Consider the following 17,170-nt stretch of genomic DNA (forward strand, 5'->3'; position numbering starts at 1 on the left):
TACGTACCTCAGCTCTTAAGTTTACGAGTGTTAGTATACTTTGTTTATTTTCATTTTGCAACAACAGTTTTTTCGATTTTCTGTCATATTTTCCTCTTTACTTTTCCCTAAAAAAAATTAATGATTCACGAATACAGTAATCCCAACGTTTCGTGGTATGTCCACTATTTGAAAATATATTCATATAATTTTTTCCCTTTTCAGAAAAAAATAAAAAAAGAGGGCAAATATTTACTTGCCCTCTCTCTATTTCACTTAAATATGTTGCACATTTTCTTGTTTTGCTAATTCATCAACAACTAACGTTACAAGATCTACAACACGACGAGAGTAGCCCCACTCGTTATCATACCAAGCAAGCACTTTCACTTTACGATCACCCATTACTATTGTAGATAAACCATCAATAATAGCTGAGTGTGTATTTGTATTAAAGTCGATAGACACTAAAGGCTCTTCGCTGAATTCTACAATTCCTTTTAACGCACCGTTTGCAACAGTTTTGAATGCTTCATTAATATCTTCAACTGTTACATCACGTTTTACGTCTACTACTAAATCAACAAGAGACACGTTTGGTGTTGGTACACGAAGTGCCATACCATGAAGTTTTCCGTTTAAGTGTGGAAGAACTTTTGCTAGCGCTTTTGCAGCACCCGTCGTTGTTGGAATGATAGACTGTCCGCAAGCACGCGCTCTTCTTAAATCTTTATGTGGGTTATCAATATTTTTTTGGTCATTTGTATAAGCGTGAACAGTTGTCATTAAACCGTTTTCAATTCCGAACTGCTCATCTAACACCTTTACAACAGGCGCTAAACAGTTTGTTGTACAAGATGCATTTGAAATAACAGTATGTTTTGTAATATCTAATTGGTCTTCGTTCACACCAACTACGATTGTTACATCTTCATTTTTACCAGGTGCTGTTAAAATAACTTTTTTCGCTCCAGCTTCAACATGAAGAATTGCTTTTTCTTTCGAGTTAAATTTACCAGTTGCTTCAATTACAACTTCAACACCTAGATCTTTCCAAGGCAACTCCTTTGGATCGCGGTTGTTTAAAAGGCGAATCATTTTCCCATCAACTAGTAAGTGATCTTCAAATGCTTCCACTGTTCCGTCAAACTTTCCATGAACTGTATCATATTTAATTAAATGCGCTAACGTTTCTGATGGATAGCTTGCATTGATCGCTACAATTTTGAATGCGCTTTCTTTTATTGCTTGACGAAATACCATTCTCCCGATACGTCCAAATCCATTAATTGCCACACGAGTCATAATATGTTATCCCCCTTGAATGCGTTATACTATTTATCTCCAATCCCAATAATAGTATAACACAAAAAGGAGATATGTCACTAAGCATTTTCATTAATTTCACAATTTTTTAATCAATAATGTTCCATTCTTTCAAAATAGAAGCTAATTGTGTTTTCGTTCCAGTAATTGTGCCATCATTATAAATCACCTCATCTGCCTTCTTTACTTTTTCTTCTAATGGCATTTGAGATTGAATACGAGCCGTTGCTTCTTCTTCTGAAAAGTTATTTCGTTTCATTAAACGTTCCAATTGCGTATTCGGTGTGACTGCTACAACTAAAACACGATCAACGAGATTTGTTAATTTACTTTCAAACAAAAGGGGGATATCTAACACAACCGCTTGCATACCTTCTTTTATGTACATCTCCTTTTGTGCATTCATTTCTTCACGCACTGCAGGATGAACAATTTCGTTTAACTGCAATCGTTTTTCTTCATTATAAAAAACGACACTCCCAAGCTTTGGTCGATCAAGCTCTCCATCTTTTTGTAACACTTCCGTTCCGAACACCTCTACAATTTTGTTATATGCCGGTTTTCCTCGTTCTACAACTTCTCGCGCAATAATATCTGCATCAATAACCGGTATACTCATTTCACGAAACATTTCTGATACCGTACTTTTTCCGCTTGCAATGCCTCCTGTTAATCCAATTACTACTGTCATAATAATCCTCCTCACAATATTAAAGGCGCGAAACTAATGTTCCACGCCCATACTTACATTTTCCAAATTCCAATAATAATGAGTAATACCCCAGGCAGGAATGTAAATTTTTGTAACCATTTCATATTTGATAAAATCGTACCGAGCTTCATTCCAATAAATAAAAATAAAGAACTCATAATCGCGACTAATGCCGCCATCATCGCGGGTGCATAACCTAATAAAGATGCACCAATTCCAGCACCAAACGAATCTATAGAAAGAGCGATACCGAGAAGTAGCGCTTCTCCTGCAGAGATAGTTCCTGATTTATCAAAATCCGCAACAGTCGGCTTCCGCAAAATTTGAATCACTAACCCTAGCGAAGCAATTTCTAGTTTCCAAACCTTCTCCTCTTGCTTCGGTTCTTCTTTTTTATCACTTCGAAAAAATTGATATAATACCCAAATACCTATTCCAATAAGAACAAATCCGCCGATACGCGTTGCGATAACAGGTGAAAATATTTTCGCGATCATATGTCCAATTCCCATGGAAACGAGCATTACAGCTGCTGAACAGATCCCGATAATTATAATTGATCTTAGTGGAATTCTTACGCTCCTTAACCCGTATGTTAGCCCTACACTACAGCTATCTAAGCTTAATGTAAAAGCTAATAAAATAAGAGATAAATAAAGGTACATCGGTAAGCTCCTCCCTTATACATAGCTCTGCTCTATGTATATGACAAATGCCTATCCGATGTTATCCCTTTTCTATATTCTAGGTTGGCAAATTGGGCAGTAATGTGTTCCCCTTCCGCCAACAACCGTTTTTTCTAATAGCGTACCGCAAGTCACACACGGTTCTCCTTTTTTCCCATATACATTTAGAAGTTCCTGGAACGAACCAATTTGTCCTTGTGAATTAATATACGTTCTAATTGTACTTCCGCCTCGCTTAACAGCTTCGCCCAGCGTTGTAACAATCGCCTCGTAAATTCTTTCTATTTCTTCTTCTGTTAAAGATGCAGCTTCTCGTTCTGGGTGAATTTGAGAACGGAATAACACTTCATCTACATATATATTTCCAAGCCCTACTAAAAGACGCTGATCTAATAATACGACTTTTATTTTACGATTTGTTTTTTGCAATCTTTCTTGTAAATACTGCGGTGTCAATTCAGCATCAAATGGCTCCGGGCCTAAGTCAGCAAGAGGCATTTGATTCAACTCTTCACCTTTCTTAAAGAGATGCATCGTACCAAACTTCCTCACATCTTTATAATGTAATTCAGTTCCATCTGTAAATAAGAAACGGACGTGCGTATGTTTATCAATCGGCTCATCCTCTTGATGAAGTAAAAACTTACCTTCCATGCGCAAATGTGAAACAATGACATAATTCGTTACATATAAAAGCAAAAACTTTCCTCTTCGCTTTATATTTTCAATTGTCTCGCCTCTTAGCATTTCTTTAAAAATTTCTGCATCATCCGGTCGTTTTACTATTTTGGGATAAGTAATAACGACATCTTCAATCGTTTTTCCTGTTACAAGATTTTCAAGCGTCCGTCTAACGTTTTCAACCTCTGGTAATTCCGGCATTTCATCACGTCCTTATTTCGCATCGTACCAAGTTGGACCGTAAGAATAATCAACTTTCAATGGAACGGCTAGTTCAATTGCATGCTCCATTACTTCAGGTACAAGCTTCTCTAATTTTTCAATTTCTTCTTTTGGTGCTTCAAATATCAATTCATCGTGTACTTGCAGAAGAAGACGTGCTTGTAATCCTTCTTCTTCTAGACGATCTGCCATAATAATCATCGCTTTTTTAATAATATCAGCCGCACTACCTTGAATTGGTGTATTCATAGCTGTACGCTCAGCAAAGCTACGTAAATTGAAATTACGACTCGTAATTTCCGGAATGTAACGGCGACGATTTAATAATGTAACCACATATCCTTTTTGTTTCGCATCTTTTACGATTTCATCCATGTATTCTTGTACACCAGGGAAACTTTCTAAATACTTTTCAATAAATTCCGCTGCTGCTTTTCTTGTAATTCCTAAGTTTTGCGAAAGACCATAATCACTAATACCATACACAATTCCGAAGTTAACAGCTTTTGCTTGTCGTCTCATGTTAGATGTTACTTCATCTTTCCCAACACCAAATACATCCATAGCTGTTTTCGTATGAATATCCATGTCATGTTGGAACGCTTCAACTAACCCTGGATCATTTGCAATATGAGCAAGCACACGAAGTTCGATTTGTGAATAATCAGCCGCGTACATGATCCATCCTTCTTCTGATGGAACGAATGCCTGACGAATCTTTCTTCCTTCTTCTAATCGAATCGGGATATTTTGTAAGTTCGGATCTGTTGAACTTAATCGACCTGTTTGCGTTAACACTTGATTAAAACGAGTATGGATTTTAGATGAATCTTCATGTACAACTTTCAATAAACCTTCAATGTACGTTGAATTTAGCTTTCCTAATTGACGGTAATGTAAAATATTTGGAATAATTTCATGACGATCCATAAGTTTATCTAATACATCCGCCGACGTAGAATAACCTGTTTTCGTCTTTTTAATAACTGGTAAATTTAAATTCTCAAACAGAATAACCCCAAGTTGCTTCGGTGAATTAATATTAAATTCTGTTCCCGCAAGCTTATAAATTTCCTGTTCCATTTCCTTTAATCTACCTGCAAGTTCTTCTCCCATATTACGAAGACGCTCCGTATCAACTTTTACACCTTTCACTTCCATATCAGCTAATACACGTGCAAGTGGTAATTCTAATTCCGTAAATAATTCATATTGCTCGTTCTTTTTTAATTCTTCTAAGAACGTTTGCTTTACATCATATAATACATGCACTTTACGAGCTATATGCTCCGCTACTACCTCTAGCTCCGGAACAGCACGCTTCGCACCTTTTCCGTAAACTTCTTCATCTGATTTTACGGCATGCGTTTCTTTCATTTTCGCTACAGTACGGAAATCTTTATCCGTATCAGCTGGATCAAGTAAATAAGCAGCGATTAATAAATCAAAGTCAATTCCTTGAATATCTACACCTTTCCACTTGAGGGCAACGATAGCACGCTTCGCATCAAATGTATGTTTTCTCATTTCTCCATTTGCAAGCCACTCTTTAAAAGCATCCGATTTAAGAGCAACATCGGCTGGAATGAAGTAACAACCATTTTCATTTTGAATACCAAAACCTTGAATATCGGCTTTATGATAATTATCTTCTTGCACTTCAACAATAAGCGCACTATCTTGCTGAAGCATTTCTTCTGTAACTTCTTCTACAATATCAAATGTAATATCATCTAATTCAGCTGGAGCCGTTTCCTCCGGCGTAACACCTAACTTATTTAAAAGGGATGTAAATCCTAAATTCTCGAACATTGGAATCAAATCGCTTGGTTCATACCCTTTATATTCCATATCATCTACATGCACAGTAATCGGTGCGTCTGTAATAATAGTCGCAAGTTCTTTACTCATAAGAGCTTGTTCTTTATTCGCTTCTAACTTTTCTTTTAATTTCTTTCCACTCACTTGATCTAAGTTTTCATATACTGCTTCTACCGTTTCAAATTGCGTTAATAATTTAATGGCGGTCTTCTCACCAACACCTGGTACACCTGGAATGTTATCCGATTGGTCTCCCATTAAACCTTTCATATCGATAATTTGCTTTGGTGATAAGCTATATTTCTCAAATAAAGCTTCTTTCGTATATTCATCTACTTCCGTAATCCCTTTGCGAGGAATACATACGAGTGTATTATCTGAAACAAGTTGCAGTAAATCTTTATCTCCTGAAATAACTTTAACATGAAACCCTTGCTCACTCGCTTCTTTCGCTAACGTTCCCATAATGTCATCCGCTTCATAATTTTCCAGCTCATAACGCGGTACATTGAATGCATCAAGCACCTCACGAATAAACGGGAATTGCTCTGATAACTCAGGTGGAGTCTTTTGACGCCCTCCCTTGTAATCACTATACGTTTTATGACGGAATGTTGTTTTCCCCGCATCAAATGCCACAAGCATATGCGTCGGTTTTTCTTCCTCTAGTATCCTCATTAACATCATTGTAAAACCATAAATTGCGTTCGTATGTATACCTTTGTCGTTATTTAAAAGCGGTAGTGCAAAGAAAGCACGATACGCGATATTATTACCATCTACTAATACGACTTTTTTTTCCAAACTACAAACCTCCCCATACATATTTGAAACGATTTTTCCCACAGAAAAAAACCGTTCCTGTCCTCTCTCTATATTAACATGACTAATAGAGAGAAGAAAAATAACGGTTTTTTTCTATCATATATAAACAGACTTACATTGGCATAAAGGGAAGTGACGAGAATAGCATAACTACTCTCGTCCAAAATTACTCCTTGGATGAAGGGGTTTTCATATATTATATTAACAGAGCTTTATTAATATTTAATTAAGCCATTGTTAATATATTGTAAATATCCTTCATCCTATTTTTCAGTAGCTGATTTTGGTAAAACAACTGTAAATGTTGTTCCTTCCCCAACCTCACTATCCACCGTAATCGTACCTTGATGCGCTTCAACTAAATGTTTTACAATTGATAAACCAAGACCCGTTCCACCCGTATTTCTACTTCTTGCTTTATCCACTCGGTAAAAGCGTTCAAAAATACGCGGAATTTCCTCTTTACTAATACCAATTCCAGTATCAGATACTTTTATATAAGCATTATATTTATCTTCTGCCAATTCAACAGAAACAACGCCTCCAGCCGGTGTGTATACAATCGCGTTATTAATTAAATTAATAAAGATTTGTTTCAAGCGGCCTGGATCTCCAATAACGGAAACTCGTTTCAATGCATTCACTTGTAAAGAGATTTCTTTTTCTCCCGCTTTATTATCAAGCACCATATGAATATCTTCAAGAAGTTCCTTCATATCAACGGTCCCCATATTTAGTTTAAACCCTTGTTGCTCGATCTTTGACAAGTCTAATAAATCTTCAATTAATCCTTGCATGCGTTCACTTTCTTTTAAAATAATATGTAAGAAATGTTCGCAGAATTTTTTATTATCCATAGCCCCATCCAAGAGCGTTTCTGAAAAACCTTTAATAGAAGTAATTGGCGTCTTTAGTTCATGAGAAACATTCGCTAAAAAGTCTTTTCTCATTTGTTCTAATTTCTTTAACTCTGTTATGTCATGGAACACAAGAACAATACCTTTCCATTCATGGTTCGTCCCGATAATCGGCGCTCCATATACTTCAAAATGCTTTCGCTCAATTCCAAGCGGCAATAACATTTGTTTACGCACTTTCACTTCTGTCATAAAGATTTCTTCCACAAGCTCAATAATTTCTGTATGGTGAAATGATTCATAATATAAGCGATCTAAATATTCTTCATCTGTTACGTGGAAAGTTTCCTTATAAGAACGGTTTACAAGGTTTATATAACCGCGGCTATCAATTAAAATCATTCCACTTCCCATATTTTCAATTAACGTATGCAGACGATCCTGTTGCATTTCCTGCTCAAGAGTCATCTCTTGTAAATTACGAGCTAAAATATTAATCGCTTTACTCAGCATCCCTGTTTCATCCGAATGACTTTCATAAGCGCGTGCTTTATAATTTCCCTTCGCTAATTCAATGGCAACTTTCGTAACCGATTCAATCGGCCTAATATATTGCCCCGTAATTTTCATACCTAAAAATACGACTACGAGACAAGCGATAACAAATCCTATAATTAATAATCCCCACGTTTTTTGATGTACGTCTTTCAATGGCTCAATTGTACTTTTCACCAAAATATATCCTTGTTTTCCTGCTAGATCTTGAACGAACACCGCATGATAAAATTCATTCTTTTGATCTGTTTCTTGCGTAATCACTTTACTTCGTTGTTTTGCTGCTTCAGAAGAAAGTTCTTTAATCATCTCTTGATTAAATGCAGATGGTTGCCCTCCGCTATATTGAACTTTCTTTTTTTCATCAACAAATATAATAGAAGCTGGTATTTTTTCTTCTAACTTTTCAAATACATAAGGCTTTTTTAAAACAGCATCAAACCCTTGCTCTTCTGCTAATACCGCAACATACTGTGTCTCTTTTATCATTCTCTCTTTAGCATGATCTATATAGTAGTTTTCAAATACAGTTTCTAATAATACACCTAGTCCAACTAAAATAAAAACGATAAGAGAAACAAATGTAAAAAGAAGCCTGGAACGAAACTTATTCATCCACTTTTGGCTCCTCTAATTTATAACCTAAACCACGTATCGTTTTAATGTACGTCGGTTTTTTCGTATTTTGTTCAATTTTATCGCGCAAATGGCTAATATGGACATCAACAATTCTTGTATCACCGGCAAAATCATAATTCCATACAGCACTTAATAATTGGTCACGAGTTAATACACGACTTTTATTTTTCGCAAGATAAACAAGTAACTCAAATTCTTTCGGTGTTAATTCCAGTTTCCTTCCTTGGAAGTACGCTTCATAAAACTCCGGTAAAATTTTAAGCTCTCCAATTTTGATGCTCTCTTCATCTGGCGATTCTGAAACTTGTTCTTCCTGCTGTAATTTCGTACGGCGCAAAATCGCCTTCACACGAGCAACAACTTCCCTTGGACTAAATGGCTTCGTCATATAATCATCAGCCCCAAGCTCAAGACCTAGCACCTTATCAAATTCATCATCTTTTGCTGTTAACATTAAAATCGGCGTCATAATACGCTGCAATCGTAATTCTTTACAAACTTCCATACCATCCATTTTTGGAAGCATTAAATCTAATATAATTAAATCTGGGCGTTCTGTAGTCGCTTTTTGAAGCGCCATTTCTCCATCCATTGCTGTAATAACTTCAAACCCAGCTTGTTGTAAATTAAATTCAATTAAAGTTAAGATAAATTCCTCATCATCAACTACTAAAATACGATTGTTCATTCTTTTCCTCCAAGTTATAGACTTGAAACCTTCTTCATCCTAGTATTTTCCCCGTTATTCTCATCATACTAGAAAACAAGGTCTCCCTCAATATAATTGTCTATTTATGGAGCTCGTTTGTACTAGAGTTTCGGAAAATAAAAGCAATCGTAACTTCATTCCCTCTATCCGGTCGCTATCCAAACTTTATAGATGCATCTATCTTTTTTAAACTCTTTTTCCGTATGAACTATAAACTCTCGATTTTGCGCTAGGAAAAACGAAAGAGCATACGCTATTTTATAATCTGGTGTTTCATATCCATCAAATACTTTCCCGTACATTTCATTCGCGATTGAATCGGCCCATACTTCAGCTTCTCTTATCGTTTCAAAAATAATGTCTTCCCTCTCCCATTTCACAGTTATATCACCCTTTCCAAACAAAAAGTAGCGCTAGCATACCCTTAATAAGAATATGACTAACGCTACTTTTATATCATTCTAACTTTCATTTTTTAAAAATTATCTAATGCTTTTTCCATAATGGAAACAGATTTAAAAGGTGGTGTTACTGTTAATGAACCTTTTACAACAGTTTCTCCTTTTTCATCATGAGCAAATACAAGCATATCAATTGTATGTTCCTCCTCTGAAACAGCCACAACTTCAAAGTGGATTTGTAACGTTTCATAATGGTGAACATGTTTCACGAACGTAAGGTCCTTCCTAGTAATATGACTGCCTGGACCTGGTAAATATTTCGTAACCGCCGTTGTAATCAGTCCCGTTAGCATAATGCTTGGGACAATCGGCTTTTCATACGGAGTTTGGGATGCGTAATCATGCTGAATATATAATGGATTGGCATCATTCGTTAACCCTAAGTACAATAACAAATCTTTATCCTCAATTTTTTCAGTGATAGATAATTTCTCTCCTACTGTAATTTCATCCATTCTACGACCAATTTGAACTTTTTTCTTTAACATGTTACAACCCCCTCCGATTTTTTCACCTTATTATCCTACTAAAAGCGATACCTTATCCGAAATTTACTGTGATGAGGGCAATGTATAGTATAAGTCTATAGTTTCATTATAGGATACACCAAATGATAGCGTTTTCATATTATTTCAAAAAAACATTTCAATATATAGTAGAAAAAGATTCGGGGCCCCGAATCTTTTTCCACTTATATTTAATTATTAAACAAGAACTTTCATAACGTTACGTACAGATTCTACAGAGCGATCTAACGCTTCTTTCTCATCTGCAAGAAGTTCTAATTCAATAATTTTTTCAATTCCGTTACCACCTAGAATTACTGGTACCCCTAAGTAAAGGTCACTATAACCATATTCACCTTCAAGGTACGCAATAGCTGGTAATACACGGCGTTGATCTTTCAAGATCGCTTCTGTCATTTCAACTAAAGAAGCTGCTGGTGCGTAATATGCACTACCGTTTCCTAATAAGCCTACAATCTCACCGCCACCTTTACGTGTACGTTCTACGATTGCTTCTAAACGCTCTTTTGGAATTAATGTTTCTAACGGAATGCCACCTGCATAGGAATAGCGTACAAGAGGTACCATATCGTCACCATGTCCACCAAGAACAAATCCTGTAATGTCTTTCACAGAAAGGTTTAACTCTTGTGAAATAAATGTACGGAAACGAGCTGTATCTAATACACCCGATTGACCGATAACACGCTCTTTCGGGAATCCTGCTTCTTTAAATACAGAATATGTCATTGCATCAACTGGATTTGTTAATACAAGAATAATCGCATTTGGTGAATGTTTTGCAATGTCGCGCGTAATACTTTTCATAATTTTAGAGTTTGTTGCTACTAAGTCATCACGGCTCATACCAGGCTTACGCGCAATACCTGCTGTAATAACGACAACGTCAGAATCAGCAGTATCTGCGTAATCAGATGTACCAATAATGTTAGCATCAAAACCTTGTACTGGGCTCGCTTCTAACATATCTAACGCTTTCCCTTTTGTTGGATTTTCCAGCTGTGGAATGTCCACTAATACAACATCTGCAAGTTCTTTTTGTCCTAATAAGAATGCTGTTGTTGCTCCTGTAAATCCTGCACCGATGACTGAAACTTTCTTGCGTTTGATTGTCATAATTTACCCCCCGCTTTAATTATGCGTTTTTGATTATCGCTACATCCATGTTTTTAATAAGTTCATTAGCGAACTCAGAACATTTCACTTCTGTTGCACCTTCCATTAAGCGTGCGAAATCATAAGTTACTACTTTTGATTCAATTGTTTTCTCAACTGAATCAGTTACTAAATTCGCAGCTTCGTTCCATCCTAAGTGCTCTAATAATAATACACCAGAAAGAAGAACTGAAGATGGGTTTACTTTATCTAAACCTGCATATTTTGGAGCTGTACCATGTGTAGCTTCAAAGATAGCATGTCCAGTCACATAGTTAATGTTTGCACCAGGTGCAATACCAATTCCACCTACTTGTGCAGCAAGTGCATCAGAGATGTAGTCTCCGTTTAAGTTCATTGTTGCAACAACATCAAACTCACGTGGACGAGTTAAAATTTGTTGTAAGAAGATATCTGCAATAGAATCTTTTACGATGATTTTCCCAGCCACTTCTGCGTCTGCCATCGCTTTATTCGCTGCATCTTTTCCATCTTTTTCAACAATGCGATCATATTCAGCCCAAGTAAATACTTTGTCGCCGAATTCTTGTTCCGCTACTTCGTAACCCCAGTTTTTGAAAGCACCTTCTGTAAATTTCATAATGTTTCCTTTATGAACTAATGTAACAGAAGAGCGTTTTTCGTTAATTGCATATTGAATTGCAGCGCGAACAAGACGCTTTGTCCCTTCCTCTGAAATTGGTTTAATACCAATCCCTGATGTTTCTGGGAAGCGGATTTTATTAACACCCATTGCTTCTTTTAAGAAAGCAAGAACTTTTTCTGCTTCTGGAGAACCTTGTGCATATTCAATTCCAGCGTAAATGTCTTCTGTATTTTCACGGAAAATAACCATATCAGTATCTTCCGGACGTTTTACAGGTGAAGGAACACCTTCAAAATAGCGAACTGGACGTAGACATACATATAAATCTAATTCTTGACGAAGCGCAACGTTTAGAGAACGAATACCACCACCAACTGGAGTTGTAAGTGGACCTTTAATTGCGATTAAATATTCACGAATTAAATTTAAAGTCTCTTCTGGTAACCACTCGCCTGTTTGGTTGAATGCTTTTTCCCCTGCAAGCACTTCTTTCCAAACGATTTTCTTCTCACCATCATAAGCTTTTTCAACTGCTGCTTCTATTACGCGAGATGCTGCAGCCCAAATATCAGGACCAATTCCATCTCCTTCGATAAATGGAATAATCGGATTGTTTGGTACATTCATAACACCATTAGTTACAGTAATTTTTTCACCTGTCGTCAATGTGATAACCCCCATGTTTGAAATTTCATATGTATGAAACTGAGGGAATAACCCCTCAGTTCAAACCGTTATTCAAATTTAAATATTCTAATCATTACATCTTCCCAAAAAAATCAGACTTTTGAAAGCGTATTTTCACTATCAAAATAGTGTTTTTCGCTTATCGTTGCGCTAGCGGAACGTACACTTGATGTGTCGGTCCATCATAATCAGCACGCGGACGGATTAAACGGTTGTTTTCATATTGTTCTAGAATATGAGCTAACCAGCCTGACATACGGCTAATTGCAAAGATAGGTGTAAATAAGTCATGGTCAATTCCTAAACAATGGTATACAGAAGCTGAATAGAAATCAACATTTGGTGGAAGACCTTTTTCTTTTGTTACAATGTCTTCAATTTTGATAGACATATTATACCATTTATCTTCTCCTAAAAGCACGCATAATCTCTTAGACATTTCGCGTAAGTGTTTCGCGCGTGGATCACCATGCTCATATACGCGATGACCAAATCCCATAATTTTCACTTTATTTTGAAGAGCATTATGAATATATGATTCTACATTTTCTTCTTCGCCAATTTCAGTTAACATCTTCATTACATTTTCATTTGCCCCACCGTGAAGAGGACCTTTTAATGCACCGATTGCTGCTGTAATACCAGAATACACATCTGAAAGTGTAGCTACGCAAACACGTGCAGTAAATGTAGAAGCGTTTAACTCATGATCGGCATGAAGTACAAGTGCCTTATCAAAAGCCTCAATTTCAACTTCATTTGGCTCACGATCATTTAACATGTACAAGAAGTTTGCAGCTAATGATAGATCTTTTCTTGGCTCAACAACATCTAAACCTTTGCGAATTCTTGCATAAGCCGCAATTAAAGTTCCGACTTGAGCCTGTAATTTAACCGCTTTCAAATAATTAGACTTTCCATCCATTATTTCAGCGCTATCATCATATAATGATAGCATGGAAATCGCAGTTCGTAAAACCGACATCGGGTGCGCGATTTTTAAATCTACTTGTTTCAAATATGTTAAAATCTCACCTGGTACTTTATAGTATTCAGATACTGTTCCACTAAATTCCGCTAGTTCTTTTTCGTTAGGAAGCTTGCGGTGCCATAATAAGTACACTACTTCTTCGAACGTAGCATTCTCAGCTAAATCATCAATATTATACCCAACATAAGTTAATGTATCATCAATAATAGAGCTCACAGATGATGTTGTTGCTACTACCCCTTCTAAACCTCGAATAACAGTCATGACATTCTCTCCTTTTCCTGAAAATTCTCCCAACCTTGCTCCTTATATCTATTTGCTCCCCTTATAAATTATGAACGCTCGTTCACTCTTTAGGCAAGCAAAATGCACGTTCATGCAAATTTATTGCGATGTTCCCCTCTTATTGTCCATTGCTTAAATGGAAAGCATGAGCGTGAATGTCTCCCCGAATCCTCACGCTCAGAACAACAAGTTAGTGAGGAAAATGAATTCCGAAGAGTTTATGATAAAAACAACATAAAACAATATCATTATAAAATTGTTTTATGTTGTTTTTATTTTATCTGGTGTAAAGTCTCTGCTGTTATGTAACTTTTCAAAGTTTCTAATCCTATTATAAACAATTATCTGACTTTTGTGAACAGAAAGAATTCAAAAATTTTATATTACTATAAAATTCCTTATTTAAACATCTGTATAATACTCATAACTGCATAGGCAATTCCAGCCCCAATTAATGGACCTACAGCGACTCCATTAAATAAAGCTACAGCTATAATTGTCCCAAAAACAAGTGCGGTTGTAATATGTGGGTCCGTCGTCAATAATTGTACGCCGCCTTTCGCTAACAAAGCGACCGCCACACCTGAGGCTAAAGCAATCCATGCATAATACGATTTCGCTGCTTCTCCGAGTTGTTTAAAGCCTATTTCTCCTGTCGCAATTGGTACGAGCACTGCTATTGTAATGACTGTTACACCAAGGTTAATCCCTTTCGTTTGTAGATAAGGAAAGACTTTATCTCCTAAAAACGTAAATTTCAATAAGAATAACACTCCAATAGCTACAGTAAGCGATTGGTTTTTAGCAATAAGTCCTATAATAAGTAGTATGAATAAAAATAACGTTGACTGACTAATCATGTTTTCACTTCCTTTCTGAAAATAATGAACTCGCTTCCAAACAAAAATACCTTTAAACTTATCGTTATACATGCTATATCGATGTATATGCAACAATAACCACTTCATTTTTTTCATATTTTAAAATGACAAACTGAAACTCTAACCATCAAAAATTTAAGCATGTATACATTTTTAGAAACGGCCGTCTCTCCTTTCTTTTCTATTAAGAAACAGGTAAAATAAAAAGAAGAGAAAATGAAGTTTTTACCATATAGTAGAAGCATCAACACCAAGCTTTTCCGGTCACTCATATATTGAAAAAGCAGGAAAAATCCATCATTCCACTATAACATAAAGTGAAACTTTGATCAGTGAATCTCACTAGTTATAAGTTGAACGAATTAGGATAATCCAAATTGGAATGGGAGGTATACATCTTTGAACCGAAACTTACTATATATGATATTACGACTCATATTTGTCATTGTAGCAACGGTAGTTGGGTTCTATGCATTGCTGTACATGTCAGGTCTTATCTACCCTTTTATTATCGCTTTTGCATTCGCTTATTTGATTAATCCTGTCGTCAATTTCCTTAATCAAAAACTACAATTCCCTCGCGCATTAGCGGTACTCGTTAGCTTAATTCTCGTATTCGGAGCTATCGTTGGACTTGTTACATACCTTGTAACTGAAGCAATATCTGCCACAACGTACTTACTACAAATTGTTACAGTTAAGTTTCCAGATATCGTTGCATTCGCCCAACAATTTGCACTTAATCATATTATGCCTCTCTATGATGATTTAATCTCTAAATTTAATCATCTCGGAGAACCACAGCGATACACTATTACACAAAACATTCAAAACTTAGGCACCGAAGCAACGACACAAATGAAAGAACTTTTAACCGCCATTATAAGTGGGTTAACAAATTTCATTAGTGCATTACCAACAACTTTAACTGTCCTTGTCTTCGTCTTATTAGCCACCTTCTTCATTAGTTACGATTGGCACCGTCTTGCTCATAAAGTAAGAAAACTTCTACCTAATCGTTTGCATGGATACGGAAAAACTATTTTTGTCGATTTAAGAAAAGCTTTGTTTGGTTTTGTTAAAGCGCAACTTACACTCGTATCTATGACAACTATCATTGTACTAATCGGCCTTTTAATATTACGCGTGCCATACGCAATTACTATCGCGATTATTACAGGGGTTGTAGATTTACTCCCGTATTTAGGAACTGGAGCCGTATTCGTTCCTTGGGTTATATACGTATTTTTCACAGGCGATACTGCATTCGCCATCGGTCTTCTCATCCTATACATCGTCGTGATTGTCCAAAGACAAATCATGGAGCCAAAAGTACTTTCATCTAATATTGGACTAGATCCATTAGCGACACTCATCGCTCTATTTGTCGGCTTTAAGCTCTTTGGTTTTTTAGGATTAATCATCGGTCCAGTCATATTAGTACTACTTAATACATTACACAAAGCTCATGTATTCCACGACTTATGGAAATTCATTAAGGGTTCACCATCAAAATAATATTTCCTAATTCATACACAATAAAAAATCAACTGTAATCAGTGGGAAATTCCCACTGATTACTCACTGTACTTTTTTGTACTACCTACATCTATAAGAGAATTTCCTAAAAAAGGATAATCCTCTTATTTTTTTGCATAAAAACGCATATTTTAGGACGAAAATACATTTTTATTCTATATATTTTATAATTATTACTTACATTTATTACTTTTTATGTAAACGAATAAATATACAAAACGAGGCAGATGAACCCTTTAATCAGTAATTTTTCTTCTCCTGTCTAACTTCTGCTCACTAGTCGAATCTTACTACAAGCAAAAAACATCATCCTAATGTAACACTTTTCATTCACAAGAACCCTCTGCATCCTATCGTTTAATAACTAACAAAAATCCAACCCGAGCAGGAAGCTAACAATTGACTATAAATAGCAAATAAAAAAATAACGCGTAGATCGCTATAATCTACGCGTTATTTCTGAACAATAATAGTAGTTCTCTTTCTAAATTTCCAATCAATCCACTTCATAACAGCCGGCTTCAATAAAGCCCTCGTTATAGGAACAACAAAGATAAAACCTATTATATCCGTCACATATCCAGGCAGTACTAAAAGAATACCTCCTACGAATATAAAAATACCATCTAGAACCGCATCACCCGGCATTTCTCCTCTATTTAACCTAAATTGAATCTCTCTAAGTACTTTAAACCCTTGTCGTTTCGCCAAATATACACCTACAATACCCGTAAATACAATCATAGCGAACGTAGACCATAAACCTATTACATGACTCGATCCTATTAACACCGTAATCTCAATCGCCGGCACTAAAATAAGCAAGAACAGTAACCACTTCATAGCTCGCACTCCTTCATATTTCATTTAAAAGGTTTGAAATTATCACCCTTGCAAACCCCCTTATAAGCCCCTTAAAACGCTCATACAAGCTTCACAAAGGACAAATAACCCTCTTCCCGCTAAACATTATAATAAACGTTTTTCAAAGCGATTTCAGGTATTTAAAGCTATCTCTATCCTTT

General features: G+C 36.0%; 15 protein-coding genes. 1 reads left to right on the forward strand and 14 read right to left on the reverse strand.

Going from position 1 to position 17,170, the window contains the following annotated elements:
• Positions 1–255: 255 nt before the first annotated feature.
• From ABH957_RS16455 to ABH957_RS16515, 13 genes are all read right to left on the reverse strand, one after another.
• Positions 256–1,284, reverse strand: a complete 1,029-nt coding sequence (locus ABH957_RS16455) for a glyceraldehyde-3-phosphate dehydrogenase (protein ID WP_002088923.1) — start codon at positions 1,282–1,284, stop codon at positions 256–258.
• A 109-nt stretch (positions 1,285–1,393) separates the two neighbouring features.
• A complete protein-coding gene (gene coaE, locus ABH957_RS16460; RefSeq protein ID WP_002088924.1) occupies positions 1,394–1,996 on the reverse strand; it encodes a dephospho-CoA kinase in 603 nt (200 codons plus the stop codon).
• Positions 1,997–2,049: 53 nt separating this feature from the next.
• Positions 2,050–2,682 (reverse strand): sporulation membrane protein YtaF, encoded by a 633-nt coding sequence (gene ytaF / locus ABH957_RS16465; protein ID WP_404511823.1) that lies wholly within the window; start codon positions 2,680–2,682, stop codon positions 2,050–2,052.
• Between the two features lie 72 nt (positions 2,683–2,754).
• A complete protein-coding gene (mutM, locus tag ABH957_RS16470) occupies positions 2,755–3,585 on the reverse strand; it encodes a DNA-formamidopyrimidine glycosylase (RefSeq protein WP_002015480.1) in 831 nt (276 codons plus the stop codon).
• A gap of 12 nt (positions 3,586–3,597) precedes the next feature.
• Positions 3,598–6,231, reverse strand: coding sequence for a DNA polymerase I (gene polA / locus ABH957_RS16475; protein ID WP_002138586.1), 2,634 nt, complete (start codon positions 6,229–6,231; stop codon positions 3,598–3,600).
• A gap of 284 nt (positions 6,232–6,515) precedes the next feature.
• Complete coding sequence (gene phoR, locus ABH957_RS16480; RefSeq protein WP_002167588.1) at positions 6,516–8,279, reverse strand: sensory box histidine kinase PhoR; 1,764 nt, start codon at positions 8,277–8,279, stop codon at positions 6,516–6,518.
• On the reverse strand, positions 8,272–8,991 hold the full coding sequence (gene phoP, locus ABH957_RS16485) for a two-component system response regulator PhoP (RefSeq protein ID WP_002129355.1): 720 nt from the start codon (positions 8,989–8,991) through the stop codon (positions 8,272–8,274). The genes phoR and phoP overlap by 8 nt, the downstream gene beginning before the upstream one ends.
• 164 nt (positions 8,992–9,155) lie before the next feature.
• Positions 9,156–9,392: a hypothetical protein gene (locus tag ABH957_RS16490; RefSeq protein ID WP_404511825.1), complete on the reverse strand. Its 237-nt coding sequence runs from the start codon at positions 9,390–9,392 to the stop codon at positions 9,156–9,158.
• Positions 9,393–9,487: 95 nt separating this feature from the next.
• Positions 9,488–9,961, reverse strand: coding sequence for a MaoC/PaaZ C-terminal domain-containing protein (locus tag ABH957_RS16495; protein WP_002015489.1), 474 nt, complete (start codon positions 9,959–9,961; stop codon positions 9,488–9,490).
• Between the two features lie 216 nt (positions 9,962–10,177).
• A complete protein-coding gene (gene mdh / locus ABH957_RS16500) occupies positions 10,178–11,116 on the reverse strand; it encodes a malate dehydrogenase (RefSeq protein WP_002131240.1) in 939 nt (312 codons plus the stop codon).
• A 19-nt stretch (positions 11,117–11,135) separates the two neighbouring features.
• Complete coding sequence (gene icd / locus ABH957_RS16505; protein ID WP_002088934.1) at positions 11,136–12,428, reverse strand: NADP-dependent isocitrate dehydrogenase; 1,293 nt, start codon at positions 12,426–12,428, stop codon at positions 11,136–11,138.
• Between the two features lie 160 nt (positions 12,429–12,588).
• Positions 12,589–13,737 (reverse strand): citrate synthase, encoded by a 1,149-nt coding sequence (citZ, locus tag ABH957_RS16510; RefSeq protein ID WP_404491717.1) that lies wholly within the window; start codon positions 13,735–13,737, stop codon positions 12,589–12,591.
• A gap of 386 nt (positions 13,738–14,123) precedes the next feature.
• Positions 14,124–14,585 (reverse strand): DUF441 domain-containing protein, encoded by a 462-nt coding sequence (locus ABH957_RS16515; protein ID WP_000625507.1) that lies wholly within the window; start codon positions 14,583–14,585, stop codon positions 14,124–14,126.
• A 420-nt stretch (positions 14,586–15,005) separates the two neighbouring features.
• Between ABH957_RS16515 and ytvI the strand changes: the two genes are divergently transcribed.
• Positions 15,006–16,124, forward strand: coding sequence for a sporulation integral membrane protein YtvI (gene ytvI, locus ABH957_RS16520; protein WP_002129361.1), 1,119 nt, complete (start codon positions 15,006–15,008; stop codon positions 16,122–16,124).
• A 474-nt stretch (positions 16,125–16,598) separates the two neighbouring features.
• Here ytvI and ABH957_RS16525 read toward each other — a convergent pair whose 3' ends face one another.
• Complete coding sequence (locus ABH957_RS16525) at positions 16,599–16,988, reverse strand: FxsA family protein (RefSeq protein ID WP_002088939.1); 390 nt, start codon at positions 16,986–16,988, stop codon at positions 16,599–16,601.
• Positions 16,989–17,170: the final 182 nt, after the last annotated feature.

Source organism: Bacillus sp. RC242 (assembly GCF_044908245.1).
Classification (GTDB): domain Bacteria; phylum Bacillota; class Bacilli; order Bacillales; family Bacillaceae_G; genus Bacillus_A; species Bacillus_A mycoides.

Bases quoted from the DNA above. Each gene is read 5' to 3' on its own strand.
- coaE (WP_002088924.1), bottom strand. From the start codon at position 1,996: ATGACAGTAGTAATTGGATTAACAGGAGGCATTGCAAGCGGAAAAAGT.
- phoR (WP_002167588.1), bottom strand. From the start codon at position 8,279: ATGAATAAGTTTCGTTCCAGGCTTCTTTTTACATTTGTTTCTCTTATC.
- ABH957_RS16525 (WP_002088939.1), bottom strand. From the start codon at position 16,988: ATGAAGTGGTTACTGTTCTTGCTTATTTTAGTGCCGGCGATTGAGATT.
- mdh (WP_002131240.1), bottom strand. From the start codon at position 11,116: ATGACAATCAAACGCAAGAAAGTTTCAGTCATCGGTGCAGGATTTACA.
- ABH957_RS16495 (WP_002015489.1), bottom strand. From the start codon at position 9,961: ATGTTAAAGAAAAAAGTTCAAATTGGTCGTAGAATGGATGAAATTACA.
- mutM (WP_002015480.1), bottom strand. From the start codon at position 3,585: ATGCCGGAATTACCAGAGGTTGAAAACGTTAGACGGACGCTTGAAAAT.
- phoP (WP_002129355.1), bottom strand. From the start codon at position 8,991: ATGAACAATCGTATTTTAGTAGTTGATGATGAGGAATTTATCTTAACT.
- ABH957_RS16455 (WP_002088923.1), bottom strand. From the start codon at position 1,284: ATGACTCGTGTGGCAATTAATGGATTTGGACGTATCGGGAGAATGGTA.
- ABH957_RS16515 (WP_000625507.1), bottom strand. From the start codon at position 14,585: ATGATTAGTCAGTCAACGTTATTTTTATTCATACTACTTATTATAGGA.
- ytaF (WP_404511823.1), bottom strand. From the start codon at position 2,682: ATGTACCTTTATTTATCTCTTATTTTATTAGCTTTTACATTAAGCTTA.